23 protein-coding genes are annotated in these 26,732 nt (G+C 59.8%); 11 read left to right on the forward strand and 12 right to left on the reverse strand.

Annotation, left to right across the window (positions count from 1 at the left end; all coding sequences use genetic code 11):
- Positions 1 to 34: 34 nt before the first annotated feature.
- Positions 35 to 382 carry a YacC family pilotin-like protein gene (locus AC1V0D_RS13130; protein WP_009092068.1) on the reverse strand — a complete coding sequence of 116 codons (348 nt, stop codon included), beginning with the start codon at positions 380 to 382 and terminating at the stop codon, positions 35 to 37.
- A gap of 181 nt (positions 383 to 563) precedes the next feature.
- On the opposite strand from AC1V0D_RS13130, the gene cueO reads away from it, so the two are divergent.
- The gene (gene cueO / locus AC1V0D_RS13135; protein WP_482907545.1) at positions 564 to 2,195 is read left to right on the forward strand and encodes a multicopper oxidase CueO; all 1,632 of its coding nucleotides are present in this window, start codon (positions 564 to 566) and stop codon (positions 2,193 to 2,195) included.
- On the opposite strand, the gene AC1V0D_RS13140 is transcribed toward cueO, so the two are convergent.
- The gene (locus tag AC1V0D_RS13140) at positions 2,196 to 3,479 is read right to left on the reverse strand and encodes a cystathionine gamma-synthase family protein (protein ID WP_009092062.1); all 1,284 of its coding nucleotides are present in this window, start codon (positions 3,477 to 3,479) and stop codon (positions 2,196 to 2,198) included.
- Positions 3,480 to 3,714: 235 nt separating this feature from the next.
- Between AC1V0D_RS13140 and hpt the strand changes: the two genes are divergently transcribed.
- The gene (gene hpt, locus AC1V0D_RS13145) at positions 3,715 to 4,251 is read left to right on the forward strand and encodes a hypoxanthine phosphoribosyltransferase (protein WP_009092060.1); all 537 of its coding nucleotides are present in this window, start codon (positions 3,715 to 3,717) and stop codon (positions 4,249 to 4,251) included.
- An 80-nt stretch (positions 4,252 to 4,331) separates the two neighbouring features.
- Here hpt and can read toward each other — a convergent pair whose 3' ends face one another.
- Positions 4,332 to 4,988: a carbonate dehydratase gene (gene can / locus AC1V0D_RS13150; protein WP_033736612.1), complete on the reverse strand. Its 657-nt coding sequence runs from the start codon at positions 4,986 to 4,988 to the stop codon at positions 4,332 to 4,334.
- Between the two features lie 108 nt (positions 4,989 to 5,096).
- Here can and AC1V0D_RS13155 point away from each other — a divergent pair, with 108 nt between their 5' ends.
- The 3 genes from AC1V0D_RS13155 (at position 5,097) to AC1V0D_RS13165 (ending at position 8,227) form a co-directional block, all read left to right on the forward strand.
- Positions 5,097 to 6,026 carry an ABC transporter ATP-binding protein gene (locus AC1V0D_RS13155; protein WP_009092057.1) on the forward strand — a complete coding sequence of 310 codons (930 nt, stop codon included), beginning with the start codon at positions 5,097 to 5,099 and terminating at the stop codon, positions 6,024 to 6,026.
- Entirely contained in the window at positions 6,023 to 6,793 is a 771-nt protein-coding gene (locus AC1V0D_RS13160) for an ABC transporter permease (protein ID WP_009092055.1), read from the forward strand. Before AC1V0D_RS13155 ends, AC1V0D_RS13160 begins: the two co-directional genes overlap by 4 nt.
- A gap of 420 nt (positions 6,794 to 7,213) precedes the next feature.
- Entirely contained in the window at positions 7,214 to 8,227 is a 1,014-nt protein-coding gene (locus AC1V0D_RS13165; RefSeq protein ID WP_009092052.1) for an acyltransferase family protein, read from the forward strand.
- Positions 8,228 to 8,281: 54 nt separating this feature from the next.
- Here AC1V0D_RS13165 and panD read toward each other — a convergent pair whose 3' ends face one another.
- From panD to thpR, 9 genes are all read right to left on the reverse strand, one after another.
- A complete protein-coding gene (gene panD, locus AC1V0D_RS13170; protein ID WP_009092050.1) occupies positions 8,282 to 8,662 on the reverse strand; it encodes an aspartate 1-decarboxylase in 381 nt (126 codons plus the stop codon).
- A gap of 47 nt (positions 8,663 to 8,709) precedes the next feature.
- A complete protein-coding gene (panC, locus tag AC1V0D_RS13175) occupies positions 8,710 to 9,564 on the reverse strand; it encodes a pantoate--beta-alanine ligase (RefSeq protein WP_046101244.1) in 855 nt (284 codons plus the stop codon).
- Between the two features lie 15 nt (positions 9,565 to 9,579).
- On the reverse strand, positions 9,580 to 10,374 hold the full coding sequence (gene panB / locus AC1V0D_RS13180; RefSeq protein WP_009092046.1) for a 3-methyl-2-oxobutanoate hydroxymethyltransferase: 795 nt from the start codon (positions 10,372 to 10,374) through the stop codon (positions 9,580 to 9,582).
- Between the two features lie 83 nt (positions 10,375 to 10,457).
- Positions 10,458 to 10,943, reverse strand: coding sequence for a 2-amino-4-hydroxy-6-hydroxymethyldihydropteridine diphosphokinase (gene folK, locus AC1V0D_RS13185; protein ID WP_046101246.1), 486 nt, complete (start codon positions 10,941 to 10,943; stop codon positions 10,458 to 10,460).
- Complete coding sequence (gene pcnB / locus AC1V0D_RS13190; protein WP_208971008.1) at positions 10,940 to 12,358, reverse strand: polynucleotide adenylyltransferase PcnB; 1,419 nt, start codon at positions 12,356 to 12,358, stop codon at positions 10,940 to 10,942. Before pcnB ends, folK begins: the two co-directional genes overlap by 4 nt.
- 88 nt (positions 12,359 to 12,446) lie before the next feature.
- Positions 12,447 to 13,325, reverse strand: a complete 879-nt coding sequence (gene gluQRS, locus AC1V0D_RS13195; RefSeq protein ID WP_426607790.1) for a tRNA glutamyl-Q(34) synthetase GluQRS — start codon at positions 13,323 to 13,325, stop codon at positions 12,447 to 12,449.
- A 73-nt stretch (positions 13,326 to 13,398) separates the two neighbouring features.
- Positions 13,399 to 13,854 (reverse strand): RNA polymerase-binding protein DksA, encoded by a 456-nt coding sequence (dksA, locus tag AC1V0D_RS13200; RefSeq protein ID WP_008925615.1) that lies wholly within the window; start codon positions 13,852 to 13,854, stop codon positions 13,399 to 13,401.
- A 247-nt stretch (positions 13,855 to 14,101) separates the two neighbouring features.
- Positions 14,102 to 14,806 (reverse strand): DNA/RNA nuclease SfsA, encoded by a 705-nt coding sequence (sfsA, locus tag AC1V0D_RS13205; protein ID WP_046101248.1) that lies wholly within the window; start codon positions 14,804 to 14,806, stop codon positions 14,102 to 14,104.
- Entirely contained in the window at positions 14,784 to 15,341 is a 558-nt protein-coding gene (gene thpR / locus AC1V0D_RS13210; RefSeq protein ID WP_111208509.1) for an RNA 2',3'-cyclic phosphodiesterase, read from the reverse strand. Before thpR ends, sfsA begins: the two co-directional genes overlap by 23 nt.
- Before the next feature lie 36 nt (positions 15,342 to 15,377).
- On the opposite strand from thpR, the gene hrpB reads away from it, so the two are divergent.
- The 6 genes from hrpB to fhuB all read left to right on the forward strand — a co-directional run bounded on the left by hrpB (position 15,378) and on the right by fhuB (position 26,600).
- Complete coding sequence (gene hrpB / locus AC1V0D_RS13215) at positions 15,378 to 17,861, forward strand: ATP-dependent helicase HrpB (protein ID WP_482907546.1); 2,484 nt, start codon at positions 15,378 to 15,380, stop codon at positions 17,859 to 17,861.
- Between the two features lie 98 nt (positions 17,862 to 17,959).
- Positions 17,960 to 20,491 carry a bifunctional glycosyl transferase/transpeptidase gene (mrcB, locus tag AC1V0D_RS13220; protein WP_009092030.1) on the forward strand — a complete coding sequence of 844 codons (2,532 nt, stop codon included), beginning with the start codon at positions 17,960 to 17,962 and terminating at the stop codon, positions 20,489 to 20,491.
- 199 nt (positions 20,492 to 20,690) lie between these two features.
- On the forward strand, positions 20,691 to 22,898 hold the full coding sequence (fhuA, locus tag AC1V0D_RS13225; protein WP_482907547.1) for a ferrichrome porin FhuA: 2,208 nt from the start codon (positions 20,691 to 20,693) through the stop codon (positions 22,896 to 22,898).
- A gap of 39 nt (positions 22,899 to 22,937) precedes the next feature.
- Positions 22,938 to 23,732: a Fe3+-hydroxamate ABC transporter ATP-binding protein FhuC gene (fhuC, locus tag AC1V0D_RS13230; RefSeq protein ID WP_009092026.1), complete on the forward strand. Its 795-nt coding sequence runs from the start codon at positions 22,938 to 22,940 to the stop codon at positions 23,730 to 23,732.
- Positions 23,733 to 23,742: 10 nt separating this feature from the next.
- A complete protein-coding gene (gene fhuD / locus AC1V0D_RS13235; RefSeq protein WP_046101254.1) occupies positions 23,743 to 24,621 on the forward strand; it encodes a Fe(3+)-hydroxamate ABC transporter substrate-binding protein FhuD in 879 nt (292 codons plus the stop codon).
- Positions 24,621 to 26,600 (forward strand): Fe(3+)-hydroxamate ABC transporter permease FhuB, encoded by a 1,980-nt coding sequence (gene fhuB, locus AC1V0D_RS13240; RefSeq protein WP_482907567.1) that lies wholly within the window; start codon positions 24,621 to 24,623, stop codon positions 26,598 to 26,600. Before fhuD ends, fhuB begins: the two co-directional genes overlap by 1 nt.
- Positions 26,601 to 26,732: the final 132 nt, after the last annotated feature.

Here is a 26,732-nt window from a genome sequence, read left to right on the forward strand (position 1 = left end):
ACGGTCAAATGTCCGGCAGCAGAGGGCGGGGGCGTTACCTGACGTAAGCCAGCAGGCTCAGTGAATCGCGGGCCAGAGACTTGCACTTTTTGTCGTTGGTGATGGCGATGCCGCTGAGGTCGCGATAGCTCTCTTCGCCCAGCGCTTTCATGTTGTAGTTGCTGTAGTTGCTTAAATCCCAGCGGTTTTGCTGAGCAAAAAAGACCAGCGCTTTGCGAATCTGCGCGTCCGGAAGATCCTGATAGCCACAATCATTTTTCAGATAGACGAAAACCGCCGTGAGATCCGCCAGATCTTCCGCTTCGGATTCACTCAGGGCAAAACTGGTGGAGGAGAAGCCAAGGAGTCCCGTCAGCAGCAGGATCTTGATGCTTTGCTTCATAGTCGTTCTCTTCAATGGATATTGTTAATGACGTTAGCACAGTTGCTCTCAGGTTTTCGATTAATTTGCCGTGGTGAGCCGCTGCGCCGCCTTTTTTCGTCAGATTATCACGGGTAGCGCTTGACCTTCCCATAAGGTCAGGGTTTAGGCTGTGCGCTCTGATGCCACAAGGATGATCACCATGCAACGTCGCCACTTCCTGAAACTCACCGCCGCACTGAGTGCAGCCGGAGCGTTACCGCTCTGGAGCCGTTCGCTGATGGCGGCACCCCGTCCGCTGCTGCCGATTCCCTCTCTGCTGGAACCCGACGCCAGAGGCACATACAGCCTTACCGCCATGCAGGGGAGCACGCAGTGGAACGGCAAAGCGGTGCCGACCTGGGGCTACAACGGCAGCCTGCTGGGGCCGGTACTGCGGCTACAGCGCGGCCAGCCGGTGACGGTGAACATTCATAACCGGCTCAGCGAAGCGACCACGCTGCACTGGCACGGGCTGGAAATCCCTGGCGCGGTGGATGGCGGACCGCAGGCGGCGATAGCCCCCGGCGGCTCGCGTCAGGTCTCCTTCACGCCCGATCAGCCCGCCGCAACCTGCTGGTATCACCCTCATCTGCACGGCAAAACCGGGCATCAGGTGGCGCAGGGGCTGGCGGGCCTGATCCTGCTGGAAGATAAAGAGAGCGGCACACTGCGGCTGCCTGTGCAGTGGGGCGTGGATGATGTGCCGCTGATTTTTCAGGATAAGCAGCTGACTCAGGATGGCCGCCATATCGACTATCAGCTCGACGTGATGCGCGCGGCGGTAGGCTGGTTTGGTGACATGATGCTGACTAACGGGGCGCACTATCCGCAGCATGCGGTGCCGCGCGGCTGGCTGCGTCTGCGCCTGCTCAATGGCTGTAATGCCCGGTCGCTGCACGTTGCCGCCAGTGATAAACGTCCTCTCTATGTGATCGCCAGCGACGGCGGTCTGCTGGCGGAGCCGGTCAGCGTCGACGCGTTGCCGATCCTGCCGGGCGAGCGCTTTGAGGTGATGATCGACACCTCCGACGGCAAAGCCTTTGATCTGGTGACGCTGCCCACCGATCAGATGGGGATGACGCTGCCGCCATTCGATCAGCCGCTGCCGCTGGTGCAGATCCTGCCGCTGCGGGTGATGGCCAGCGCCACGCTGCCGGATCGGCTGGCGACGCTGCCCGCTCTGCCCGCGACAGAGGGGCTGCACACCCGCTGGCTGCAGCTGATGATGGACCCGCAGCTGGACCAGCAGGGGATACAGGCGCTGATGCAGCGCTATGGCGAGAAAGCGATGGGCAAAGGCGGGCATCACGCAATGCCGCAGAGGCAGGGAAAAGCCGGGGAGACGGGCGACCATCCGGCGATGGCGCAGGCGCACGGCTCATCCGCCGCGCCGATGGATCACAGCATGCACGGTATGGCGGGTATGGCGCAGCCAGCGGGTTATGATTTCCGAAACGGCAATAAAATCAACGGTCAGGCGTTTGATATGACGAAACCGTCGTTTGCAGTGAAGCTGGGCGACTATGAGAAGTGGACGATCTCCGGCGAAGGCGATGCGATGCTGCATCCGTTTCATATTCACGGCACCCAGTTCCGCATTCTCTCCGAGAATGGCAAACCGCCGGCACCCCATCGGCAGGGCTGGAAAGATATGGTCAATGTCGACGGCTGGCGCAGTGAAGTGCTGGTGCGCTTCAACTATGTCGCCGCCGCCGAACACGCTTATATGGCCCACTGTCATCTGCTGGAGCATGAAGATACTGGCATGATGCTGGGCTTTACCGTGAGCTGATTACGCCTGCTCCAGCGCCAGCTTCACATCTTCAATCAGGTCGCCCGCGTTCTCAATGCCAATCGACAGCCGCACCGTGGCGTCAGTGATACCGATTCGCTGACGCACGGCCTGCGGCACGCCGGAGTGGGTGGTGCTGCCCGGATGGCTGGCCAGCGACTCGGTGCCGCCCAGGCTCACCGCCTGCTTGAACAGCGACAGCGCGTTGAGGAAACGGAACGCCGCAGGCTGGCCGCCGACGATATCGAACGAGAAGGTCGAACCGGCGCCGCTGCACTGCTCGCGATACGTTTTGCCCTCGGCGCTCTCCGCGTCGAGATAGGGCAGCCAGTGCAGCTTCGCCACTTTCGGATGATCGCGCAGAAACGCCGCCACGGCTTCCGCATTCTGCCAGGCCTTTTCCATGCGCAGCGACAGCGTTTCCAGCGATCGGCTGAGCATCCAGCTTGAGTGCGGGTCCAGCTGGGTGCCGATGGCGCTGCGCAGGGCGCGCACTTTTGCCATCAGTGCTTTGCTGCCCATCGCCGCCCCCGCAATCAGGTCCGAATGTCCCCCCACATATTTAGTCAGCGAGTAGAGCGAGAGATCCGCGCCCAGGGTCAGCGGCTGCTGGAACAGCGGGCCGAGCAGCGTGTTGTCACAGGCGATAATGGGTCGGGAGCCCTGCTGCTGGTCAATCTCATCAGCGATACGCGCCATCAGACGAATGTTGACCAGGCTGTTGGTGGGATTCGCCGGGGTTTCAATCAGGATGATCGCCACGCGGCCCTGCGCCATCGCCTGCTGTGCCGCTTCACGCACTCTGGCCTCATCATTGCCGTCGCTGAAGCCGACCGCGCCAATCTCCAGATTGTGCAGCGTCTTGCTGAGCAGGGTTTCGGTGCCGCCATACAGCGGCTGGGAGTGCAGGATCACCTCGCCGGGACGGGCAAAGGTCAGCAGGGTGGTGGCGATGGCGGCCATGCCGGAGGAGAAGAGTGAGCAGCTCTCTGCCTGCTCATAGACGGCCAGCCGATCCTCCACGATTTCGCTGTTAGGGTGGTTAAAGCGGGAGTAGACCAGCCCGCCCGATTTGCCCTCTGGCGGCTCGCGCCGGCCGGAGACGTAATCGAAGAAATCGCGTCCCTCTTCGGCGCTGTCGAAGACAAAGGTGGAGGTCAGAAAGACCGGCGGCTTCACCGCGCCTTCGGACAGGCGGGGATCGTAGCCATAGTTCAGCATCTGCGTTTCAGGGTGCAGCGGCCTGTCGCCGATATGCGTTTTCTTGCTTGAAGGTGAAGTCATTGTGATCTCCGGCCTGCGGCGCGAGTAGGGTAACGATATGTTGGATAAAGGCTACCATGCAGCGAATCATGCTGGTAAATGCCGTAATGTTCTAAGGTAATGCGCATTTGAGCCAGCCGCAGACGACTGTGAACAATTTTCGCGACGTAATCGTTTGCCTGCGCTGCGGCGCAGCCGACGCGGCGGCGTCTGTGATAGACTTCGGGGCTTTTCTGACGTAACCGGGCTGAACGCAATGAAACACACTGTTGAAGTGATGATCCCTGAACAGGCAATCGCCACGCGCATCGCTGAACTGGGCAAAGAGATTACCGATCACTACCGCGACAGCGGCAGCGATATGGTGCTGGTGGGGCTGCTGCGCGGCTCATTCATGTTCATGGCTGACCTGTGTCGCGCCATTGAGGTGCCGCATGAAGTCGATTTTATGACCGCCTCCAGTTACGGCAGCGGCATGTCCAGCTCACGTGATGTGAAAATCCTGAAAGATCTGGACGAGGACATTCGCGGCAAGGATGTGCTGATCGTCGAAGATATCATTGATTCCGGCAACACCCTGAGCAAAGTGCGGGAGATCCTGCAGCTGCGTCAGCCAAAATCACTGGCGATCTGCACCCTGCTGGATAAGCCTGAACGCCGCGAAGTCGAGGTTAACGTTGAGTATGTCGGCTTCGCCATTCCCGATGAATTTGTGGTGGGCTTTGGTATCGACTACGCCCAGCACTATCGCCATCTGCCTTACATCGGCAAAGTGGTGCCGCTGGAATCCTGACAGCGCATAACCGCACATTCTTCCAAGGCCTGCACCCTCCGACTGGTGTAGGCTATGTCGCGTTTTGCGCCGCGATCGGTTCAGGCTTCGACCTTCATCTGCAGACTGGCGATGCCGTTGCGGTAGCGCTGTTCCAGGATCTCCCGACTGTCTGCCGTGACATCAAGGTTACGCAGGCAGCCGTCCTGAATGCCGTAAACCCAGCCGTGCAGTGAGACTTTCTGCCCGCGTTTCCAGGCAGATTGCACTACGGTCGAGTGTCCCAGGTTATAGACCTGTTCAATCACGTTGATTTCACACAGTTTGTCCAGGCGCTTATCCGGCGGGAGTTCCCCCAGCAACACGCTATGCTTGTACCAGAGGTCGCGGATGTGCAGCAGCCAGTTGTCGATCAACCCCAGCTCCGGGTTATCCATCGCGGCCTGCACGCCGCCGCAGCCGTAGTGGCCGCACACGATGACGTGTTCAACTTCCAGCACTTCAATAGCGTACTGCACCACGGACAGACAGTTCAGATCGGTGTGGATCACCAGATTGGCGACGTTGCGGTGAACAAAGAGTTCGCCCGGTTCAAGTCCGGTCAGGCGTTCGGCAGGAACACGACTGTCTGAGCAGCCGATCCACAGGAAGCGCGGTTTTTGTGCCTGGGCGAGCCGCTCAAAAAAGCCGGGATCTTCTTCAATCAGTAATTTTGACCATTCGCGGTTGTTACTGATCAGGGTGTTAATGTCTGTCATGGCGTTGAGCGACCGGTTACTGCGCAAGGTGCGCGCGCGTACTATATGCCAGGGCTGACTAAATTTAAACGGCATTACGATGCCACCAAAACAGGGTATGGATGCAGAATGACATATGCACTGGAACTTTCTCAGCTGACCAAGACCTATCCCGGCGGCGTACAGGCGCTGAAGGGCATCGATCTTAACGTTGAAGCGGGTGACTTTTATGCGCTGCTGGGGCCAAACGGTGCCGGTAAATCCACCACCATCGGGATTATCAGTTCGCTGGTCAATAAGTCCGGCGGCAGCGTGCGGGTGTTTGGCTACGACCTGCAAAAAGATGTGGTGAATGCCAAGCGCCAGCTCGGCCTGGTGCCACAGGAGTTTAACTTTAACCCGTTTGAGACGGTGATGCAGATCGTCGTTAACCAGGCGGGTTACTACGGCGTCGGACGGCGTGAGGCCAATCAGCGGGCGGAGAAGTACCTGAAACAGCTCGATCTGTGGGGAAAACGCAGTGAACGGGCGCGCATGCTCTCCGGCGGGATGAAACGCCGTCTGATGATCGCCCGCGCGCTGATGCATGAGCCCAAACTGCTGATTCTGGATGAGCCGACGGCGGGGGTCGATATCGAACTGCGGCGCTCAATGTGGGGGTTCCTGAAAGATCTGAATGCCAAAGGCACCACCATCATTCTCACCACCCACTATCTGGAAGAGGCGGAGATGCTGTGCCGCAACATCGGCATCATCCAGAGCGGTGAGCTGGTGGAAAACACCTCGATGAAAGGGCTGCTGTCCAAGCTGAAATCAGAAACCTTTATCCTCGATCTGGCGCCGCGCAGTCCGCTGCCCGCGCTGGAAGGATTCCAGTATCGCCTGACGGATACCTCCACGCTGGAGGTGGAAGTACTGCGTGAGCAGGGGCTGAACAGCGTCTTCAGCCAGCTGAGTGCGCAGGGGGTGCAGGTACTGAGTATGCGAAATAAAGCGAACCGTCTGGAAGAGCTGTTCGTTGGCCTGACGACGCAGGGAAAAACAGGAGCAAAAGCATGACACATTTGTACTGGGTGGCGCTGAAAAGTATCTGGGCCAAAGAGATTAACCGTTTTGCCCGCATCTGGATCCAGACGCTGGTGCCGCCGGTAATCACCATGACGCTCTATTTCATCATCTTCGGTAACCTGATCGGGTCACGCATTGGTGAGATGCACGGCTTCAGCTATATGCAGTTTATCGTGCCGGGATTGATCATGATGGCGGTCATTACCAACGCCTATGCTAACGTCGCATCCTCATTCTTCAGTGCCAAATTCCAGCGCAACATTGAAGAGCTGCTGGTCGCGCCGGTGCCGACCCACATCATTATTGCGGGGTATGTTGGCGGCGGCGTGGCGCGTGGCGTCTGCGTCGGGGTTCTGGTCACGGCCATTTCGCTCTTCTTCGTGCCGTTTCACGTTCACTCCTGGACGATGGTGGCGGTGACGCTGCTGCTGACCGCGATTCTGTTTTCACTGGCCGGTCTGCTGAACGCCGTGTTTGCCCGGACCTTTGACGATATCAGCCTGATCCCGACCTTTGTGCTGACGCCGCTGACCTATCTGGGTGGCGTGTTCTATTCGCTGAGTCTGCTGCCGCCATTCTGGCAGGCCGTTTCGAAGCTGAACCCTATCGTCTATATGATCAGCGGGTTCCGCTATGGCTTCCTGGGCATTAATGACGTGCCGCTGGCCTTTACGCTTTCGGTATTGATCGCGTTTATTCTGGTCTTTTACGGGCTGGTCTATGCGCTGATTCAGCGCGGACGCGGATTACGCACCTGACGAAACCTTTACCGAAGCCACGCAGCGAAACGCGCGTGGCTTTTTTATTATCGGATAAAAAATCGCCGCCTTTTCCGGTTGTCACTGGCCTTAAAAAACGATCCTTTCTTCTGCTCCGCCTCTCTTTTTTCACGCGATTGCGGAAAATAGCTGCCTTTTTCGCCCTCCTGATAAAAAATAACCCTAAGCATTATCTGATATTAAAGTGGAACCGGTTTCTATCTTAATGATTCTCCACTGTTAAATTTTTTTTAAGATTAGCCTTAAGCCCCGACTGTTGTTTATTTCAGCGCGAGTGATCAGAATACCGCCGAATAAGGTTATTCCTCTGCTCAGGGACGAAAGGGCGGGAATGGAGTGTCTGTAATAAGAAGAATGGTCGCACATTCAGGGCCAGTTTTTAATCAAAGGCAGGAAAAGATGAATCGTATAACGTGGATCGACAATCTGCGGGGATTGAGTATTCTCGCAATCATTTTTTTGCACAGTACTATCGCTGTCCATAACAATGCCGGTCATTTTACCGCCTTCAGCAGCCTGCTAAATGAGATGCTGGCACCGGTAAGGCTGGGGCTGATGTTTTTTGTGTCGGGCTTATTTGTCGATGCCGGATTAAGAAAAGGCCTGGGTCCTTTTTTTAATAACAAGGTGCGCAGTATTCTCTATCCGTTCGTGGTCTGGGTGGCAGTATATGGCGGGCTGAAAATTCTGTTCAGCTCAATGGCCAATACGCCGCAATCGCCGATGAATATTATTCTCTCTCACCTGACCGGTGGCGGCGATATGACCTGGTTCCTGCATTCGCTGTTTATCTTCTTTATTGTGATTATCTTTGCCCGCCATCTGCCGTTCCTGCTGGTGTTCGGCATCTGTATGGCGCTGAGCTGGGCACTGCCAGCCATTGACCCGGACGGCGTGTTTGCCAGTTTCGATAACAGCCACATTAATAAATCCCTTTATCTGTTTGTTTTCTTCTATCTGGGCGATTACGTGGTGAGAAAGCAGGTGGATATCGCGGAGAAAGTGCAGCACGGTCCGACCCTGCTCATTTCAGTGGCCAGTTTTGCGCTGCTCTCCTGCCTGAATATTTTTGTGCTGGATCGTCATTCGCAGGCATTACTGTCACCGCTGGCACTGCTGTCGGTTCCGTTCTTTGTCTGGATTGCGCTGAAGCTGAAGTCTGAACTGGTTTATTATATCGGCGTCAATTCTATCGTCTTTTACCTGTCGCATTATCTGGCGATTCAGTTCTTCAGTAAGATTGTGAAATTTGAAAGCCCGTCCGCCTGGGTTAACGATCTGAAGTTTATTTCGGCTTTCCTGGTGGCGCTGGCGTTACCCTGGACGCTCTGCCTGATGAGAAAGCGTGGCTGGTTTAATTTCCTCTTTACGATGAAAAAACCGTCGAAGCCGCTGGCGGCCAAACCGGTTTAACGGAAATAACCGCAAAGAAAAAGGGCCGGCCGTATCACGGGCGGCCCTTTTTTATCAGGCGATCTGTACTGGCAGCGCTTTTGCCAGACGCTTCATCTGGTTGTCACCCTCAAAATAGGCGACCTTTGGCTGCCACTGACGCGCTTCCGCATCTTCAACCTGCACATAGGAGCAGATAATTAAAATATCGCCCTGACAGGCGCAGCGGGCGGCCGCACCATTTACCGAAATGATCTTTGAGCCACGCTCAGCCGCGATAGCATAGGTGGAAAAACGCTGACCGTTGGTGACGTTATAAATATCGATCGCTTCATATTGCAGAATGCCGGAGGCATCCAGGAAATCCTGATCGATCGCGCAGGAACCTTCGTAATTGAGGTCCGCCTGCGTCACTTTCACGCGGTGTAATTTGCCTTGCAGAACAGTGCGAATCATAGCCAGAAACCTTGTCAGAGAAATAAAATAATCTGTAGCGGGTGTGCTTACAGCGTCAGGTCAACGGTTTGGTTGTCAATCAGGCGGGCATTGCCCAGCCAGGCGGCCATCAGTACGACAGCGCGCTGACTGTCCACCGTCAGCGGCTGCAGCGTTTCCGCATCGCAGATCGCCAGGCCATCAGGACGCAATCCCTGCGCGACCAGCGCCTCACTGGCCGCCTCGATAATCTCTTCAACATGGCGCTCGCCGTTTTCAAGCCGCGTCGCCATCTGACGCATCACCTGGCTCAGCACCGGGGCCAGCTGACGCTCATCGGCCGTCAGGTAGCCGTTGCGCGAACTCAGCGCCAGACCATCCGCAGCCCGTACGGTAGGCACACCGACAATTTCAATGTCGAAGCCCATATCGGCCACCATCTTACGAATGATAGCCAGCTGCTGAAAATCCTTTTCACCGAAACAGGCAATGTCGGGCTGCACCAGATTAAAGAGTTTACTGACGATGGTGGCCACGCCGCGAAAATGGCCCGGACGGGTCGCGCCCTCCAGCAGAGAGGAGAGCACCGGCACCTCAACAAAGGTCTGATTCTGCGCGCCCTGCGGATAGACTTCAGCCGGCGAGGGGGCAAAGACGACATCCACCTGATGGCGGTTCAGCTTTTCGCAATCCTCCTGCAGCGTGCGCGGATAGCGAGCCAGGTCGTCTGCCCGGTCAAACTGCATCGGATTCACGAAGATCGACACAATCACGATGTCGCCGCGCGCCCGCGCCTCATCCACCAGCGTCAGATGCCCTTCGTGCAGGTTGCCCATGGTCGGCACCAGCGCAATACGTTTACCCTGCTGACGCCAGCGACGGACTTCCTGGCGCAGCATCAGCAGCGTTTCAATGATCAACACGGTGACTCTCCTGAATTACTGGAAACTGTGCTCTGCCGCCGGGTAGGTGCCGGCTTCAACTTCAGCGATATAGTGGCGAATCGCCGCGCGAACATCGCCGCTCTCCGCTAGGAAATTTTTGGCAAATTTAGGGATGTGTCCGCCGGTCACGCCCAGGGCGTCATGCATCACCAGAATCTGTCCATCGGTGACGTTACCGGCACCAATGCCGATCACCGGAATAGTGAGGGCGGCGGTGATCCGCTGAGCGAGCGAGACCGGCACGCACTCCAGCACCATCAGCTGTGCACCCGCGGCTTCCAGCGCCAGCGCGTCGGCCAGCAGCTGCTCGGCTCCCGCTTCATCACGCCCCTGGACTTTATAACCGCCAAAGATATTGACCGACTGCGGCGTCAGCCCCAGGTGACCACACACCGGCACCGCCCGCTCGGTCAGCATCCGGACGGTTTCAGCCAGCCAGCTGCCGCCTTCCAGTTTGACCATGTTGGCTCCGGCGCGCATCAGCTGCGCAGCATTGTCAAAGGTCTGTGCCGGCGTGGCATAGCTCATGAAGGGCAGGTCAGCGAGCAGCAGCGCCTGCGGCGCGCCACGGCGCACGGCGGCGGTGTGATAGGCGATGTCGCTGACCGTCACCGGCAGCGTTGAGTCATGCCCCTGAATCGTCATACCTAACGAATCGCCAACCAGCAGCACCTGAATGCCTTCATCGGCAAACAGGCGGGCAAAACTGAAATCGTAGGCGGTCAGCGTCGCGAATTTTTTACCGCTGGCTTTCGCCTGACGCAGATGTGAAATCGTGGTGGGTTTCATGGCGCTCTCAACTCAGGAATTCTGATGGGCGCAGTTTACTGGATAGCGTCAGAGAGCGGAATCAGAGAGTTGTGTTTGTCTGCTCAGCGCGGCCACAGGGTGATGCTGCGGCTGTCGAGCGTGGCCAGAATTGTGCTGAGCGCGCGGCCATCCGGCAGGCGAACATCCGGCGCAATCGCCAGCAGCGGCACCAGCATAAACGCCCGATTCAGCAGGTCATAGTGCGGCACCGTCAGGCGTTCACTGTTGATCACTGCCTCGCCAAACAGCATCAGATCGATATCCAGCGTGCGCGGTCCCCAGCGCTCCGCCTTTCGCACCCGGCCATGCTCCTGCTCAATGCGCTGGGTGTGGTCCAGCAGCGCTTCTGCGCTGAGATCGGTCTCCAGCGCCACGGCGGCATTCAGGAAGTCGGGCTGATCAGGCGGGCCATAGGGTGGCGTGCGGTAGAAGGGCGAGGTGGCAATGCGCTGCGTCTGCGGCAACGCATCCAGGGCGCGAAGCGCTGCATCAACCTGATGCAGCGGATCGGCCAGATTACTGCCTAATGCCAGGTAAACCCGGGTCATGAGGCGTTCTGGTTGTCACGACGCGGCGCGGAAGAACGGCGGCGCGGACGACGCGATTTATGGCGCGGCACCGGATCGTCGCCGAGGTTGTTCAGCATGTTTTTCTGCTGCGGCGGCGCGGCGACCTGGAATTCGCCCCACCACTGGCTCAGACGCAGCAGTTCCGGGTTATTTTCCACTTCCGCCCGCAGCGCCAGCAGATCGTAAGCGGCGCGGAATTTCGGATGCTCCATCAGTTTCCAGGCGCGTTTACCGTGACGGCGCGACATGCGTAGCTGCAGCAGCCAGATATCGCGGATCAGCGAGGTGATGCGCTTCGGAATCGCCAGCGCACGGCAGGCTTCATCCAGCGTATCATTCATCGCCATCGCAAAGGCTTCAAAGTAGGTCAGGCCACTTTCCTGCGCAATGCGCTCTGCCGCTTCCAGCTGCGGATACCAGAACATCGCGGCAAACAGAAACGCCGGATTCACGCGCATATCATTCTGAATGCGGTTATCGGTGTTTTTCAGCACCTGCGCCAGCATGCGCTCCATGTGGCTGTCGCTGTTTTCCGTGAAATTGCGCGCCAGCGTCGGGAACAGCGGCTGGAACAGCTGATATTCACAGAGCTTCAGATAGGTGCTGTAGCCGTAGCCCGCCTGAAGCAGCTTCAGGGACTCTTCAAACAGGCGAGCCGGTGGAATATCACGCAGCAGCGAGGCCAGACGCGGGATCGGCTCTGCCGTTTCCGGCGCAATGCGCATATTAAGCTTCGCAGCAAAGCGCGCCACGCGCAGCATACGGACCGGGTCTTCGCGGTAACGGGTTTCCGGATCGCCAATCAGGCGGATGATGCCCTGTTCCAGATCGCTGATGCCGCCCACGTAGTCACGCACGGTGAAATCCGCCACGCTGTAGTAGAGGCTGTTGATGGTGAGATCGCGACGCTGAGCATCATCTTCAATCGAACCGAAAATATTGTCGCGCAGCAGCATGCCGCTCTGGGCGCGCTGCGAGCTGTTGCGATCCTCGGCCATCTCTTCCGCCTGATGATGTCCACGGAAGGTGGCAACTTCGATCACTTCCGGGCCAAACATCACGTGTGCCAGACGGAAACGGCGACCGACCAGACGGCAGTTGCGGAACAGCTTGCGCATCTGCTCAGGCGTGGCGTTGGTCGTCACGTCGAAATCTTTCGGTTTTTGCCCCAGTAGCAAATCGCGCACGCCACCGCCTACCAGATAGGCTTCATAACCGGCTTTATTGAGGCGATAGAGCACTTTGAGGGCATTTTCGCTGATGTCTTTACGTGAGATGGTATGGCTTTCACGAGGGATGATGGTCATAAGACGCTCTGGTTCAACCTCTGCTGGGGCTTCCTCTTCATCACGCTTCAGGACTTTCCGGCAAAAATTAGCTACTCGGGTAAAAATGGGACACCTCGACAGTGGCATAAAAAGGGTGTAGGTAAAATCAGCGGCTAATCATAGCCTGTTGAGAACCGTTTGAGAATGCTGTTGTCTATGCATCCGGTTTCAGGGCGTTCTCCTGCGGCATCAAAGCGATATTCCACTGCGACACCGCATCAGACAGCAGTTTGTCCTGCGTTAAGTCCTGCCAGCCGGGTGAAACAGGCTGTCCGAGAAAGCGCAACGCCGCCACTAACAGCGGCCGGGCGTCGCCATCCGGCAGCGACGGCGCATGATTCTGCTTCGACAGCTTATTACCGTCGTGATTAAGCGCCAGCGGCAGGTGCAGCCAGGCGGGCACCGCCCAGCCGAACTGCTGATAAAGCGCAATCTGCCGGACGGTCGGCTCAATGAGATCGGCGCCGCGCACCACTTCGGTTATGCCCTGAAAGTGATCGTCAACCACCACCGCCAGGTTATAGGCAAACAGCCCGTCGCGCCGGTGAATAATAAAATCTTCCTCTGCCAGCCCCCTGTCCGCCTCAACGTGACCGCGCAGCCGATCCTCAAAGGCAAAAACCGGGGCATGCTGACGTAAACGCAGCGCAGCATTCTCCGGCCCGCGATGTCGATCGCGGCAGTAGCCATCATAAAAACCGCCAATCTCCTGAATGCGGCGCCGGGGGCAGGTGCAGAAATAGCTCTGACGATGCTGCTGCAGCCAGGCCAGCGCCTCCCGGTAGGCTTCATGACGCTGCGACTGCCACAGCACCTCACCATCCCACGCCAGTCCATAGTGCGTCAGCTGATGCAGGATACGATCTGCAGCCCCCGGCACTTCGCGTGGCGGGTCGATATCTTCAATCCGCACCCGCCAGAGCCCGTTCTGCGCACGCGCGCTCAGGTAACTGCCCAGCGCAGCAATCAGCGAGCCGAAATGGAGTTCACCAGAAGGAGAGGGGGCGAAGCGACCGATACAGGAGGATGACATAGGTTTCAGAAGTGACCACGCAGCGGACAGGACAACAGGTGTACCGCTGCGTGGCAACAGGCTGGACGCGGCATCAGCCGGCCATTTGTTTCTCACGAATTTCTGCTAAGGTCTTACAGTCGATGCAGAGATCGGCGGTAGGACGCGCTTCGAGACGGCGGATACCGATCTCTACGCCACAGGAATCGCAATAGCCGAAGTCGTCATCTTCCACTTTCTTCAGCGTCTTCTCGATCTTTTTAATCAGTTTACGTTCGCGATCGCGGTTACGCAGCTCCAGGCTGAACTCCTCTTCCTGCGCGGCACGGTCTACCGGGTCCGGGAAGTTAGCAGCTTCATCCTGCATGTGCGATACGGTACGATCGACTTCGTCCCGCAATTGATTACGCCAGGCTTCCAGAATCTTGCGAAAATGGGTCAGCTGCGCGTCGTTCATATACTCTTCGCCCGGTTTCACCTGGTAAGGTTCGACGCCGGCGATAGCGAGAATACTCAGGGACGATGTTTTACGGTTTTGACCTTCTTGCATGTTGCTTCTCCTGGATAACACGCACTATACCCTTCGACTTGCGTCTCGCAGGGGCGTTGCTGCCAGCCTGCATTTGACATCTGCGGGGTACATCGATCCCCCATTGGGGAAAAAAACAGGCCGCTATAAATAACAGAAGCAGTCAGGGTTGGCAATTCTTCGTGAACACACCTTGACAAGCCTGTGAGGAACAGCGTAGTTGGCCCCCGATTCTGAGCATTCTTACCACATAAAATTGCAAAAGATATTACAAGGTTACGTTAACCGGCGTTTTAAGAACTATTCCCGCCGCAGATAAGTCTGCCTGATACGCGAAAACCTCTACACCCTCTCGCTGCGCCTGAGCCAGTTGTTCTGCATACGCCGCATCAATGTGGCGTGCCGGGGAAACGTCCTCAATCCCCGAGTGCAGAACGGCAAACAACAAAACGGCCCGATGACCCTCTGCCGCAACCGTGGCCAGTTCGCGCAGGTGTTTCTGTCCTCGAATCGTCACCGCATCCGGAAAATAACCTTTACCTTCATGTAAAAGGGTTACGGATTTCACCTCAATATAGCAGTTGCGTCGGCCCTCTGCTCTGAGCAGGAAATCAATTCTGCTTTTTTCACTGCCATATCTGACTTCCGCCTGACGCTGGGCATAACCGGTCAGTTCCGCTATCCGGTTCTGCTCCAGCGCTTCGGCTACCAGTTGATTCGCGCGCAGCGTATTGACGCAGATCCACTCTCCCGCCTGCGTCTCGGTCAGCTCCCAGCTGTGCGGGTATTTGCGCGTCAGGCTGCCGGAGGTGGAGTACCAGACCCGATCGCCTGGGGTGGCGCAGCCGGTCATGGCGCCGGTGTTGGCGCAGTGAATCGTCAGCTGCTCGCCCTCGGGCGTCACGACATCGGCCAGGAAGCGCTTGTAGCGGGCGATCAGGCGGGCGGGCTTAAGAGGAGGAGAGAAGTGCATGGGGATCCTGAGAGCGTAACGGCCAGCTGGCCAGGGTGCGATAACGGGTACGGCCCCGGCTGTACTCCGAGGCAAACAGCGAAAACGCCGGGACATGAAAACGCCAGTGAAAGCCGCGCGGTGGCAGCGCCACGGGCTGTGTCGCCTGGCGTAACAGCGTGATGTGCGGATGAAACGGCTGCGGGCTCTGGTGGCAGCCGTGCCGGGCAGCCTGGGCCCGCAGCAGGCTGGCGAGCTGTAACAGACCGCGTGGGGCGCGCTGGCAGCCGAGCCAGACCACCCCGGGGCGGGGCCAGTGTCCGGCATCATCCAGCTCGAGATCGAAGCCGGGCTGATCAATGCGCGATGCCAGCGTCTGCAGGCGCCGGGAGGTCTCCGGCGCGACCTCGCCGAGAAACGCCAGTGTCAGGTGCAGACTGGCGGCGGCCACCGGCTGGCCCGCCTCCGCAGGAAAGGTGTCGGCCCGCCAGCGCACCAGCTGTTGCTGCATCGCGTCAGGCAGGCTGATGGCAAAAAATAAGCGTTGTGTCGCCATGGCGCTCTCCGGCAAATATCACGGATGGATGCTACAATGCGCGCCATCTTAGCACAGGCAGAAGCGGAGTTTGCTGTGAGCGATTTACCGGTCAGCGCGGTGCTGCCTGACATTCTGGCGGCGCTGAACCACGCCCCTCAAATCCTGCTGGCCGCACCGACGGGGGCAGGCAAATCGACCTGGCTGCCGCTGCAGCTGTTACAGCAGGCGGCACTGCCGGGACGAATCATTATGCTGGAGCCACGGCGGCTGGCGGCGCGCAACGTAGCGCAACGGCTGGCGGAGCAGCTCGACGAGCAGCCGGGGGCGACGGTAGGATTCCGCATGCGCGGCGAAAGCTGCGTCGGGCCAGAGACGCGACTGGAAGTGGTGACCGAAGGCATGCTGACGCGCATGCTTCAGCACGACCCGATGCTGGAGGGCGTGTCGCTGGTGATCCTGGATGAGTTTCACGAGCGCAGCCTGCAGGCCGATCTGGCGCTGGCGCTGCTGCTTGATGTGCAGCAGGGGCTGCGCGATGACCTCAGAATCCTGCTGATGTCCGCCACGCTGGACAATGCCCGGCTGGCGGCGCTGCTGCCCGACGCCCCGCTGATCGTCTCAGAAGGACGCAGCTTTCCGGTGGAGCGGCGTTATGCGTCGCTGAACCAGACGGTGCGTTTCGAAGAGGCGGTAGCGCGTGAAGTCGCCCAGCTGCTGCGGGAGGAGAGCGGTTCGCTGCTGCTGTTTCTGCCGGGCGTGGCGGAGATCGAACGGGTGAAGCGTGAACTGGAGGCGCGCATCAGCGACGACGTGGATCTGACGCCGCTCTACGGTGCGCTGCCGCTGGCGGCACAGCGCCGGGCAATCCAGCCCGCCGCGGCCGAACGCCGCAAAGTGGTGCTCGCCACCAATATTGCCGAAACCAGTCTGACCATTGAGGGGATCCGGCTGGTGGTCGACAGCGCACTGGAACGCAGCGCCCTGTTCGATGCCCGCAGTGGCGTGACGCGTCTGCAGACCCAGCGCATCAGCCAGGCGTCTATGATCCAGCGTGCAGGCCGCGCCGGGCGTCTGATGCCGGGGATCTGCCTGCATTTACTGCCGCAGGAGCAGGCCGCCCGCGCGGCCGCGCAGAGCGAGCCGGAGATCATGAACAGCGATCTCTCCTCGCTGTGGCTGGATCTGCTGCAGTGGGGCTGCACCCAGCCGCAACAGCTGCAGTGGCTGGATCAGCCGCCGGTGAAAAACCTGGCGGCGGCCCGGCAGCAGTTAACCCGTCTGGGGGCACTGGATGACCATGGCCTGCTGAATACCCTGGGGCGGCGCATGGCACAGCTGGGCAGCGATCCGCGCCTGGCGGCGATGCTCTGTGCGGCGGGCGACGAGGCGGATGCGGTTGCCAGCGCCGCACTGCTGGTGGCGATTCTGGAAGAGCCACCCCGCAGCGGCAGCGCCGATCTGCGCGATGCGCTGCACCGGCCTCAGGCTCAGTGGCAGCGGCGGGCGCAGCAGTGGCAGCAGCGACTGAAGGTACGCGGCGGGAGGGTCGATGAGGATCGTTTCGCTGGCTTGCTGGCGGTGGGGTTTGGCGATCGGCTGGCGCGGCGACGCGACCAGAGCGGCCGCTATCAGCTCGCCAACGGGCTGGGGGCCCGGCTGGATGAGCAGGATGGCCTGACGCGTCATGAATGGCTGATCGCGCCTGCCCTGTTACAGAGCAGCGCCGCGCCGGATGCCCGGATGCTGCTGGCTCTGCCGGTCGACATTGAGGCGCTGTGCCAGCAGCGGCCCGCCCTGGTTGAACGCCGCACCGAGGTTGAGTGGGATGAAGAGAAGGGCACGCTGCGCGCCCTGAAGCGTGAGCAGATTGGCGCACTGATACTCCGGACGCAGCCGATGGCAAAGCCGGAACCGGCGGTGCTGCACGCGGCGATGCTGCGCTGGATTGCGGAAAAGGGGCTGTCCGTGCTCGGCTGGACGCCAGAAGCAGAGCAGCTGCGGGTGCGTATCCAGTGTGCGGCGCAGTGGCTGCCGGAAGAGGGCTGGCCTGGTGTCGATGATGCGGCACTGCTTGAACGTCTGCCGGAGTGGCTGCTGCCGCAGATGACCACGGTGCGCGATCTCCGCAGCCTGCAGGCGGTAAACCTGACCTCCGCACTCTTACATTTACTCACATGGTCACAACGTCAGCGGCTGGATAGTGCGCTGCCAACTCATTACACTGTGCCGACCGGAAGCCGGCTGCCGATTCGCTACGATGCGGAGAAGCCGCCCGCGCTGGCGGTACGGATTCAGGAGATGTTTGGTGAAGCGCAGAACCCCACCGTAGCGGAAGGCCGCATTCCGCTGGTGCTGGAGCTGTTATCGCCCGCCCAGCGGCCATTGCAGATCACCCGCGATCTGGCGGCATTCTGGCGCGGTGCCTGGCCGGAGGTCAGGAAAGAGATGAAGGGACGGTATCCGAAACACCTCTGGCCCGACGATCCGGCTACCGCCTTGCCAACAAGGCGAACCAAAAAAATGTCCCCGCAGGGTTGAGTCCACTGGATCGAATTCAGAGGGTTCTGCCATGCGTTATGCGAGAAAGCAGTTAGAGTAGCGGCGCTGCCGTAAGCACTGCCTGGAGAAGAAAAGTAATGTCTGGGAACGATCGCGAACCAATAGGGCGCAAAGGTAAAGCGTTGCCGCCGCGCAGCAGTGCGGGGCGGGGACGACGCAGGGATATCGAACAGGATATCGACCAGGACGATTTTAATGATGACGAGGAGGAAGCGCCGGTGCCACGTAAAGGTAAAGGTGGAAAACCGCCGCGCGGCAAACGCCGTTGGCTGGGATGGGTAATTAAACTGTTCCTGGTGTTTGTGGTGGTTATGGCCGCGTGGGGCATCTACCTCGACTCGGAAATTCGCAGCCGTATCGACGGTAAAGTGTGGCAACTGCCTGCCACCGTCTATGGCCGCATGGTCAGCCTGGAACCGGGCATGGCCTACAACAAAAGTGAAATGGTCGCCCTGCTGGAAGGCACCCAGTATCGCGAAGTGTCGCGCATTACCCGTCCCGGCGAGTTTTCGGTGAAGGGCAACACGATTGAGCTGCTGCGTCGTCCGTTTGATTTCCCCGACAGTAAAGAGGGGCAGATCCATGCACGCATGAGCTTCAGCAAGGATGAGCTGAGCGAGATTAAAAACCTCGAAACCGGTCGCGATTTTGGCTTCTTCCGCCTCGATCCCCGGCTGATCACCATGCTGCAGTCGCCAAATGGCGAACAGCGACTCTTCGTGCCCCGCGCCGGTTTCCCGGATCTGCTGGTCGATACGCTGATTGCCACCGAAGATCGCCATTTCTATGAGCATGACGGCATCAGCCCTTACTCGATTGGCCGTGCCTTCCTGGCGAACATCACCGCCGGCAAAGCGGTGCAGGGCGGCAGTACGCTGACGCAGCAGCTGGTGAAGAACCTGTTCCTCACCAACGAGCGTTCGCTGTGGCGAAAAGCGCGTGAAGCCTATATGGCGGTGATCATGGATGCACGCTACAGCAAAGACCGCATCCTGGAGCTCTACCTGAACGAGGTCTATCTCGGCCAGGCGGGCAGCGATCAGATCCGCGGTTTCCCGCTGGCAAGCCTCTACTACTTTGGCCGTCCGGTCGATGAGCTGAGTCTGGATCAGCAGGCGATGCTGGTCGGCATGGTAAAAGGTGCCTCGCTCTACAACCCATGGCGCAACCCGAAACTGGCGCTGGAGCGACGCAACCTGGTGCTGCGTCTGCTGCAGCAGCAGAAGGTGATCGATCAGGAGCTGTATGACATGCTGTCGGCGCGTCCGCTGGGCGTGCAGCCGAAAGGGGGCGTGATCACGCCACAGCCTGCCTTTATGCAGATGGTGCGTAACGAACTGCAGGCGAAACTGGGTGATAAGATCAAAGATCTCTCCGGGGTGAAAATCTTCACCACGCTGGACCCGGTGTCGCAGGATGCGGCGGAAAAAGCGGTGGTTGACGGGATTCCGACGCTGAAAAAACAGCGCGGCCTGAAGGATCTGGAAACGGCGATGGTGGTGGTTGACCGTTTCAGTGGCGAAGTGCGCGCCATGGTCGGCGGTGCCGATCCGCAGTACGCCGGGTACAACCGTGCGCTGCAGGCGCGCCGTTCGATTGGCTCACTGGCGAAGCCGGCGACCTATCTGACCGCGCTGAGTCAGCCTAACAGCTACCGCCTCAACAGCTGGATCGCCGATGAGCCGATTGCGCTGAAGCAGCCCAACGGCAGCCTCTGGAAACCGATGAACGACGATCGTCGCTTCAGCGGCAAAGTGATGCTGGTGGATGCGCTCACCAACTCCATGAACGTGCCGACGGTGAACCTCGGTATGACGCTGGGGCTTGATGCGGTGGTGGACACCTGGACGAAGCTGGGCGTGGCGAAGGATCAGCTCAATCCGGTACCAGCCATGCTGCTGGGTGCACTGAACCTGACGCCGGTTGAAGTGGCGCAGGCGTTCCAGTCGATTGCCAGCGGCGGTAACCGCGCTGAGCTCTCGGCGGTGCGGTCGGTGATCGCCGAAGATGGCAGCGTGCTCTATCAGAGCTATCCGCAGGCGCAGCGCGTGGAACCGGCTCAGGCCGCCTATCTGACGCTCTATACCCTGCAGCAGGTCGCCGATCACGGCACCGCCCGTGCGCTGGGCGCACGTTTCCCGAATGCGCATCTGGCCGGGAAAACCGGGACCACCAACGATCTGATCGACAGCTGGTTTGCCGGTATTGATGGCAAAGAAGTGGCGATCACCTGGGTGGGACGCGACAACAACCAGCCGACCAAACTCTACGGTGCCAGCGGTGCGATGCAGATCTACCGTCGCTACCTCGATAATCAGGCACCGATGCCGCTGCAGCTGACGCCGCCGGAAGATGTCTCGCTGATGAACATCGACTCTGCCGGTAACTTTGTCTGCGGCACGGGCAGCAGTACCTGGCGCGCGCTGCCGGTCTGGGCGCTGGATCCGAATGCGCTGTGTCAGCAACAGCAGCAGCAGGTTCAGCAGCAGCAACAGCTGTTCGATCAGCAGCAGCAACAGCAGCAACAGCAGCAGCCGACCCAGCAACCGCAGGAGCAGAAAGAGAGCGACGGCGTAGCAGGGTGGATAAAAGATATGTTTGGCAAATAAATCGGCCAGATGGGTCGAAAAGGGCGCTTCGGCGCCCTTTTTTTGTGGTCTTTTATTACTCTTCAATCGCCCCGCAAACGGCGTCAACGCTGGGATTTGTTCTTGCAGTGCCCGCTGCAGTTCGCATATTATCTAATCCGTTATAATAATCATTATCGTTTCGATTCGCTCGCCTGAGCCTATTTTAAGAGACACTTTTATGAATGCGCGAACGCGTTTTGCCGACAACACCAAAAAAACATTTTCCCGACCGCTTCTGGGCGTCATGATCTCGCTCAGCCTGAGCACCTCGCTGTATGCCGCGCAGACGGAGACGATGGTCGTCTCGGCAGAAGGCGGCAGTGGGGTCGAAGCCGAAAGCCCCTGGGGCCCGGCGCCGACGATCGCCGCGAAGCGCAGCGCTACCGGCACCAAAACCGATACCCCAATCGAAAAAAATCCGCAGTCCGTCTCCGTGGTGACCCGCGAAGAGATGGAGATGCGCAACGTGACCAGCGTCAAAGGGGCGTTTAACTACACGCCTGGCGTGCTGACCGGCAACCGGGGCAGCTCAGACGTGATTGATGCGTTGTCGATCCGCGGCTTCAGCGAAACCAACACCAACCAGTATCTGGATGGCCTGAAACTGCAGGGGGATAACTACTCGGAGTTTGCCCTCGCCCCTTACTTCCTGGAGCGCGCCGAGCTGCTGCGCGGTCCGGTGTCGGTGCTCTACGGCAAAAGTAACCCTGGCGGCGTGGTCGCGCTGGTGAGTAAGCGTCCGACGCAGGAGACCCTGCGTGAAGTCCAGTTCCAGATGGGTAACGACAATCTCTTCTCCACCGGCTTTGATTTTGGCGGCGCGCTGGATGATGACGGTGTATACAGCTATCGACTGACCGGGCAGGCGCGCAGTCAGGATGCGCAGCAGGCGATGAACAAAGAGAAGCGCTACACCATCGCGCCCGCATTCAGCTGGCGTCCCGATGAGCGGACCCGTGTTGACCTGCTGACCTATTTCCAGAACGAGCCGGAAACCGGCTATTACGGCTGGCTGCCGCGGCAGGGCACGATCGTGCCGATCACCCGCGCGGATGGCCGTGAATATAAGCTGCCGACCAACTTCGATGAAGGCGAGCAGAGCAACAAGATCTCCCGCACCACCAAAATGGTGGGCTACAGCGCTGAGCACAGCGTCGACGACACCTGGACGCTGCGTCAGAACCTGCGCTACGCCGATCTGCGCACCGACTACCGCAGTATTTATGGCAATGGTTTCAACGCCGCGACGCAGGAGATCACCCGTGGGTCAGCAGCCTCCAGCGAGAAGCTGAATCAGTTTGCCGTGGATACGCAGGCGCAGGCGAAATTTGCCACCGGCCTGGTGGATCATACGCTGCTGCTGGGTGTGGATTTCCAGCGTACCCGCAACGATATCGACGCCCAGTTTGGCTCTGCCTCCAGCCTGAACGCCGTTAATCCGCAGTATGGCGATGACAGCGTGACGCCATTTGCCGATCCTTATCAGCACCTTAACAAGCAGCGCCAGACAGGTCTCTATGCTCAGGATCAGATGGAGTGGAACCGCTGGGTGCTGACGCTGGGTGGCCGCTACGACTACGCCATGAATTCGGTATATAACCGGGTCACCGACACTGTTGATCGCCAGAACGACCAGGCCTTCACCTGGCGGGGTGGTCTGAACTATGTCTTTGATAACGGTATCGCGCCTTACTTCAGCTACAGCGAAGCCTTTATTCCGAATGCGGGTGCCACTTATGATGGCGAAGCCTTTGATCCGTCACGCGCTAAGCAGTATGAAGCGGGCGTGAAGTATGTGCCGAAAGATCGTCCGGTAGTGCTCACCGCTGCGCTGTATCAGCTGACCAAAACCAAAAACCTGACTGCCGATCCGGATACGCAGAATCATCCATTTGCCAGCGTGCAGAGCGGTGAGATCCGTTCGCGCGGTGTTGAGCTGGAAGCCAAAGCGGCGCTGAATGCCAACGTCAACCTGACCGCCTCTTATACCTACACCGATGCGGAATATACCGAAGACACCCTGCTGAAAGGCAAAACGCCGGTGCAGGTGCCGAAGCATATGGCCTCACTCTGGAGCGACTACACCTTCCACGAAACCGCGCTGTCAGGTGTGACGCTCGGCGCTGGGGTACGGTATGTGGGCGAAAGTCAGGGGCTTTACAGCACTGGCTCTGAGCAGAACCAGAACTTTAAGGTTGCCGGTTACACCACGGTGGATGCGGCGCTGAAATATGATCTGGGCCGTTTCGGATTGCCAGGCTCGTCGGTGGGCGTTAACGTCAACAACCTGTTCAACCGCGAGTATGTCGCCAGTTGCTACCGTGAATACGCCTGCTACTGGGGTGCAGAGCGCCAGATTGTCGGTACCGCCACCTTCAGATTCTGATTTAACCGGGCGCTGCGGCGCCCGTTCACAGGGATTATCATGCCGTATCCGCACGCAGAAGAGGCCACCTTTACGCTGGATAACGCCAGCTTTGAGGTCCCGGGCCGAACCCTCCTCCAGCCACTTTCACTGACTTTTCCACCAGGCAAAATGACTGCGCTGATTGGTCACAACGGTTCAGGTAAGTCGACGCTGTTGAAAATGCTGGGTCGTCATCATGGTGCCAGCCACGGCGAGGTTCGTCTGAATCAGCAGCCGGTCGGGCGCTGGAACAGTAAAGCCTTTGCCCGTCAGGTCGCCTATCTGCCGCAGCAGTTACCGGCAGCCGAAGGCATGACGGTTCGTGAGCTGGTGGCGATTGGCCGCTATCCCTGGCACGGCGCGCTGGGCCGCTTTGGTCAGGAAGATCGCGACCGGGTGGAGGATGCGATTACGCAGGTGGGGCTTAAACCCTTTGCCGGTCGGCTGGTGGACAGCCTGTCGGGCGGTGAACGCCAGCGCGCCTGGCTGGCCATGATGGTGGCGCAGAACAGCCGCTGCCTGCTGCTCGATGAACCCACCTCGGCGCTGGATATTGCTCATCAGGTTGAGGTGCTGGCGCTGATCAAAAACCTCAGTCAGCAGCGCGGCTTAACCGTGATTGCGGTACTGCATGATATCAATATGGCAGCACGCTATTGCGATCATCTGGTGGCGCTGCGTCAGGGAACGATGATTGCCGAAGGTGACGCAGAGGCCATTATGCAGGCTGAGGTGCTGGGTGCAATTTACGGCATCCCGATGGGGATTTTACCGCACCCGCAGGGTGGCGCACCGGTCAGTTTTGTCTGTTAAGGAAAGGATGATGCCCGATCTTTCTCGCCGCCGCCTGATGCTGGCACTGGCGGCCTCGCCACTCTTTTGTGCGCTTCCCCTGCGTGCCGCGACGCCGAACCCTGGCCGGATTATCGCGCTGGAGTGGTTACCCACCGAATTGCTGATGGCGCTGGGTATCACACCTTACGGCGTGGCCGATCTGCATAACTACAACATCTGGGTCGGGGAGCCGCCGCTGCCGGCGGGCGTGACGGATGTCGGTCTGCGCACGGAACCCAATCTTGAGCTGATGGTACAGATGCAGCCGTCGCTGATCCTCTGCTCCAACGGCTACGGCCCTTCGAAAGAAAAACTGATGCGCATCGCGCCGATCATGGGCTTTGACCTGCAAAGCGGCGACGGCAAACCCCTGACCGCCGCCCGGGCATCGCTGCGCCAGCTGGCTGCGCGGCTTGGGGTCAGCGAGCGGGCGGAGCAGCATCTGCGCGAGGTCGACGCTCAGCTGGCGGCAGCGCGGCAGCGTCTGGCACCCTATGCCGGACGCACCCTCCTGCTGATGTCGCTGCTCGACAGCCGTCATGCCATCACCTTCGGCAAAAACAGTCTGTTTCTGGAAGTGATGACGCTGCTGGGCCTGAAAAATGGCTGGCAGGGCGAAACCAACTTCTGGGGCAGCGCGGTGGTTGGCATCGAACAGCTGGCGCAGGCCGGGGATGTGCAGGCAATCTGCTTCGATCATGACAACGATGCCGATATGGCACAGCTGATGCGCAGTCCGCTGTGGCAGTCGCTGCCGTTTGTGCGCGCCGGACGTTTTCAGCGCGTTCCGGCGGTCTGGTATTACGGTGCGACGCTCTCGGCGCTGCACTTTGTTCGCGTGCTGGAACGTGCGCTGGAGACGCAATGATGCGCCATGCCCTGTTTCCTCTCCTGCTGCTTAGCCTGCTGTTTCTGCTGGCGCTCAGCCTGACGCTGGTCAATCTGCAACAGGTCCTGCCGCCCGCCGACTGGGCGCAGGCGCTCTGGTCACCGGCTGCCGATAACCTGTCGCAGATGGTGTTTCACTACAGCCTGCTGCCGCGCACCGTACTGGCGCTGCTGGTCGGTGCCGGACTGGGGCTGGCCGGTCTGCTGTTTCAGCAGATCCTGCGCAATCCGCTGGCGGAGCCGACCACGCTGGGCGTCTCGTCCGGGGCGCAGCTTGGGATCACCGTGGCGACGCTCTGGCATCTGCCCGGCGGCGCGCTGACCCAGCAGTTTGCCGCGCTCAGCGGCGCGGTGCTGGTGGGGGCGCTGGTGCTGGGTGTGGCCTGGGGCAAGCGTCTGTCGCCGGTCACGCTGATTCTGGCCGGCCTGGTGCTGAGTCTCTACAGCGGCTCGGTCAATCAAATCTTCGCTATCTTCAATCACGATCAGCTGCAGAACATGTTTCTGTGGAGCACCGGCGCACTGAATCAGATGAGCTGGGACAATGTGCAGCAACTCTGGCCGCGCCTGCTGCTGGCCTTTGTGCTGGCCCTGGCGCTGCTGCGTCCGCTGACGCTGATGGGGCTGGATGATAGTGTGGCGAAGAATCTGGGCCTCGCGCTCTCTGTGGCGCGCATTGGCGGCCTTGCGCTGGCCATCCTGCTCAGCGCCCAGCTGGTGAATGTGGCCGGGGTCATCGGTTTTATCGGGCTGTTCGCTCCTCTGCTGGCGAAGCTGCTGGGGGGACGACGTCTGATCACCCGGATGGTGCTGGCTCCCCTGACGGGCGCGCTGCTGCTCTGGCTGGCGGACAGCGGCGTGCTGTGGCTTAGCACGCACTGGCGTGATATTCCGACCGGTACAGCCACCGCGCTGCTGGGCGTGCCCATCCTGCTGTGGCTGCTGCCGCGTCTGCGAACCGGCTCCGTGCCGCCCGCCCTGAATCAGGGTGACAACGTGCCCGCCGAGCGGCAGAACCTGCTGCGCTGGGCGCTGATCGGCATCGCCGTGCTGGCCCTGCTGGCCTGGGTCGGCCTGGCCGGGGGACGGGATGCGCAGGGCTGGAGCTGGTCAGCGGGGGAGATGCTGCATTCACTGCTGCCGTGGCGTGCGCCGCGGGTGCTGGCTGCGCTGGTGACCGGCCTGATGCTGGGCGTGGCGGGCAGCCTGATCCAGCGGCTGACCGGCAATCCGATGGCCAGCCCGGAAGTGCTGGGCATCAGTTCCGGTGCCGCCTGTGGTGTGGTCGTCATGATGTTTCTCGTGCCGGGGGATGCACTGGCGTGGCTGCTGCCTGCCGGTGCGCTGGGGGCGGCGCTGACGCTGCTGGTGATTATGCTGGTCGCCAGCCGGGGGGGATTCTCGCCGGAGCGGATGCTGCTGGCAGGTATGGCGCTGAACAGCGCCTTTGTCACGCTGCTGATGCTGCTGCTGGCCAGTGGCGATCCGCGCATGGGCGACCTGCTGAGCTGGATCTCCGGCTCGACCTATAACATCAGCGGCCGTCAGGCGATGCAGAGCGCGCTCTGCGCGCTGGTGCTGGTCGCGCTGGCACCGCTCGCCAGTCGCTGGCTGACCCTGCTGCCGCTGGGCAGTGTCACCGCGCGCTCGGCCGGCATCGCATTAACACCGGTGCGGCTGAGTCTGCTGCTGCTGGCGGCCGCGCTGACCGCCAGCGCGACGCTGACTATCGGTCCGCTGAGCTTTGTCGGGCTGATGGCTCCGCATATGGCGCGGATGCTGGGCTTCCGGCGGGCTCTGCCGCAGATGGTGCTGTCAGGATTGCTGGGAGCGGGGTTGATGGTGCTGGCGGACTGGTGCGGGCGGATGCTGGCCTTTCCGGATCAGATCCCAGCCGGGCTGATGGCGACGTTTTTAGGCGCGCCTTACTTTATCTGGCTGTTGCGGCGTTCAGGTTAATAAGACCGGCGCCGCCGCCGGTCTGAGAGTATTGACAAAATCTGGTCCGACTCGCTGTCAGAGCGAGCCTGCGCAGGGAACACAGTCAGATCGGAAAGACGCAAAAGCCGTCATCCCTGACACGCTCGGCCC

Source organism: Pantoea sp. PA1 (assembly GCF_056856975.1).

Bases quoted from the DNA above. Each gene is read 5' to 3' on its own strand.
- AC1V0D_RS13130 (WP_009092068.1), bottom strand. From the start codon at position 382: ATGAAGCAAAGCATCAAGATCCTGCTGCTGACGGGACTCCTTGGCTTC.
- cueO (WP_482907545.1), top strand. From the start codon at position 564: ATGCAACGTCGCCACTTCCTGAAACTCACCGCCGCACTGAGTGCAGCC.
- AC1V0D_RS13140 (WP_009092062.1), bottom strand. From the start codon at position 3,479: ATGACTTCACCTTCAAGCAAGAAAACGCATATCGGCGACAGGCCGCTG.
- hpt (WP_009092060.1), top strand. From the start codon at position 3,715: ATGAAACACACTGTTGAAGTGATGATCCCTGAACAGGCAATCGCCACG.
- can (WP_033736612.1), bottom strand. From the start codon at position 4,988: ATGACAGACATTAACACCCTGATCAGTAACAACCGCGAATGGTCAAAA.
- AC1V0D_RS13155 (WP_009092057.1), top strand. From the start codon at position 5,097: ATGACATATGCACTGGAACTTTCTCAGCTGACCAAGACCTATCCCGGC.
- AC1V0D_RS13160 (WP_009092055.1), top strand. From the start codon at position 6,023: ATGACACATTTGTACTGGGTGGCGCTGAAAAGTATCTGGGCCAAAGAG.
- AC1V0D_RS13165 (WP_009092052.1), top strand. From the start codon at position 7,214: ATGAATCGTATAACGTGGATCGACAATCTGCGGGGATTGAGTATTCTC.
- panD (WP_009092050.1), bottom strand. From the start codon at position 8,662: ATGATTCGCACTGTTCTGCAAGGCAAATTACACCGCGTGAAAGTGACG.
- panB (WP_009092046.1), bottom strand. From the start codon at position 10,374: ATGAAACCCACCACGATTTCACATCTGCGTCAGGCGAAAGCCAGCGGT.
- folK (WP_046101246.1), bottom strand. From the start codon at position 10,943: ATGACCCGGGTTTACCTGGCATTAGGCAGTAATCTGGCCGATCCGCTG.
- gluQRS (WP_426607790.1), bottom strand. From the start codon at position 13,325: ATGTCATCCTCCTGTATCGGTCGCTTCGCCCCCTCTCCTTCTGGTGAA.
- dksA (WP_008925615.1), bottom strand. From the start codon at position 13,854: ATGCAAGAAGGTCAAAACCGTAAAACATCGTCCCTGAGTATTCTCGCT.
- sfsA (WP_046101248.1), bottom strand. From the start codon at position 14,806: ATGCACTTCTCTCCTCCTCTTAAGCCCGCCCGCCTGATCGCCCGCTAC.
- thpR (WP_111208509.1), bottom strand. From the start codon at position 15,341: ATGGCGACACAACGCTTATTTTTTGCCATCAGCCTGCCTGACGCGATG.
- hrpB (WP_482907546.1), top strand. From the start codon at position 15,378: ATGCGCGCCATCTTAGCACAGGCAGAAGCGGAGTTTGCTGTGAGCGAT.
- mrcB (WP_009092030.1), top strand. From the start codon at position 17,960: ATGTCTGGGAACGATCGCGAACCAATAGGGCGCAAAGGTAAAGCGTTG.
- fhuA (WP_482907547.1), top strand. From the start codon at position 20,691: ATGAATGCGCGAACGCGTTTTGCCGACAACACCAAAAAAACATTTTCC.
- fhuC (WP_009092026.1), top strand. From the start codon at position 22,938: ATGCCGTATCCGCACGCAGAAGAGGCCACCTTTACGCTGGATAACGCC.
- fhuD (WP_046101254.1), top strand. From the start codon at position 23,743: ATGCCCGATCTTTCTCGCCGCCGCCTGATGCTGGCACTGGCGGCCTCG.
- fhuB (WP_482907567.1), top strand. From the start codon at position 24,621: ATGCGCCATGCCCTGTTTCCTCTCCTGCTGCTTAGCCTGCTGTTTCTG.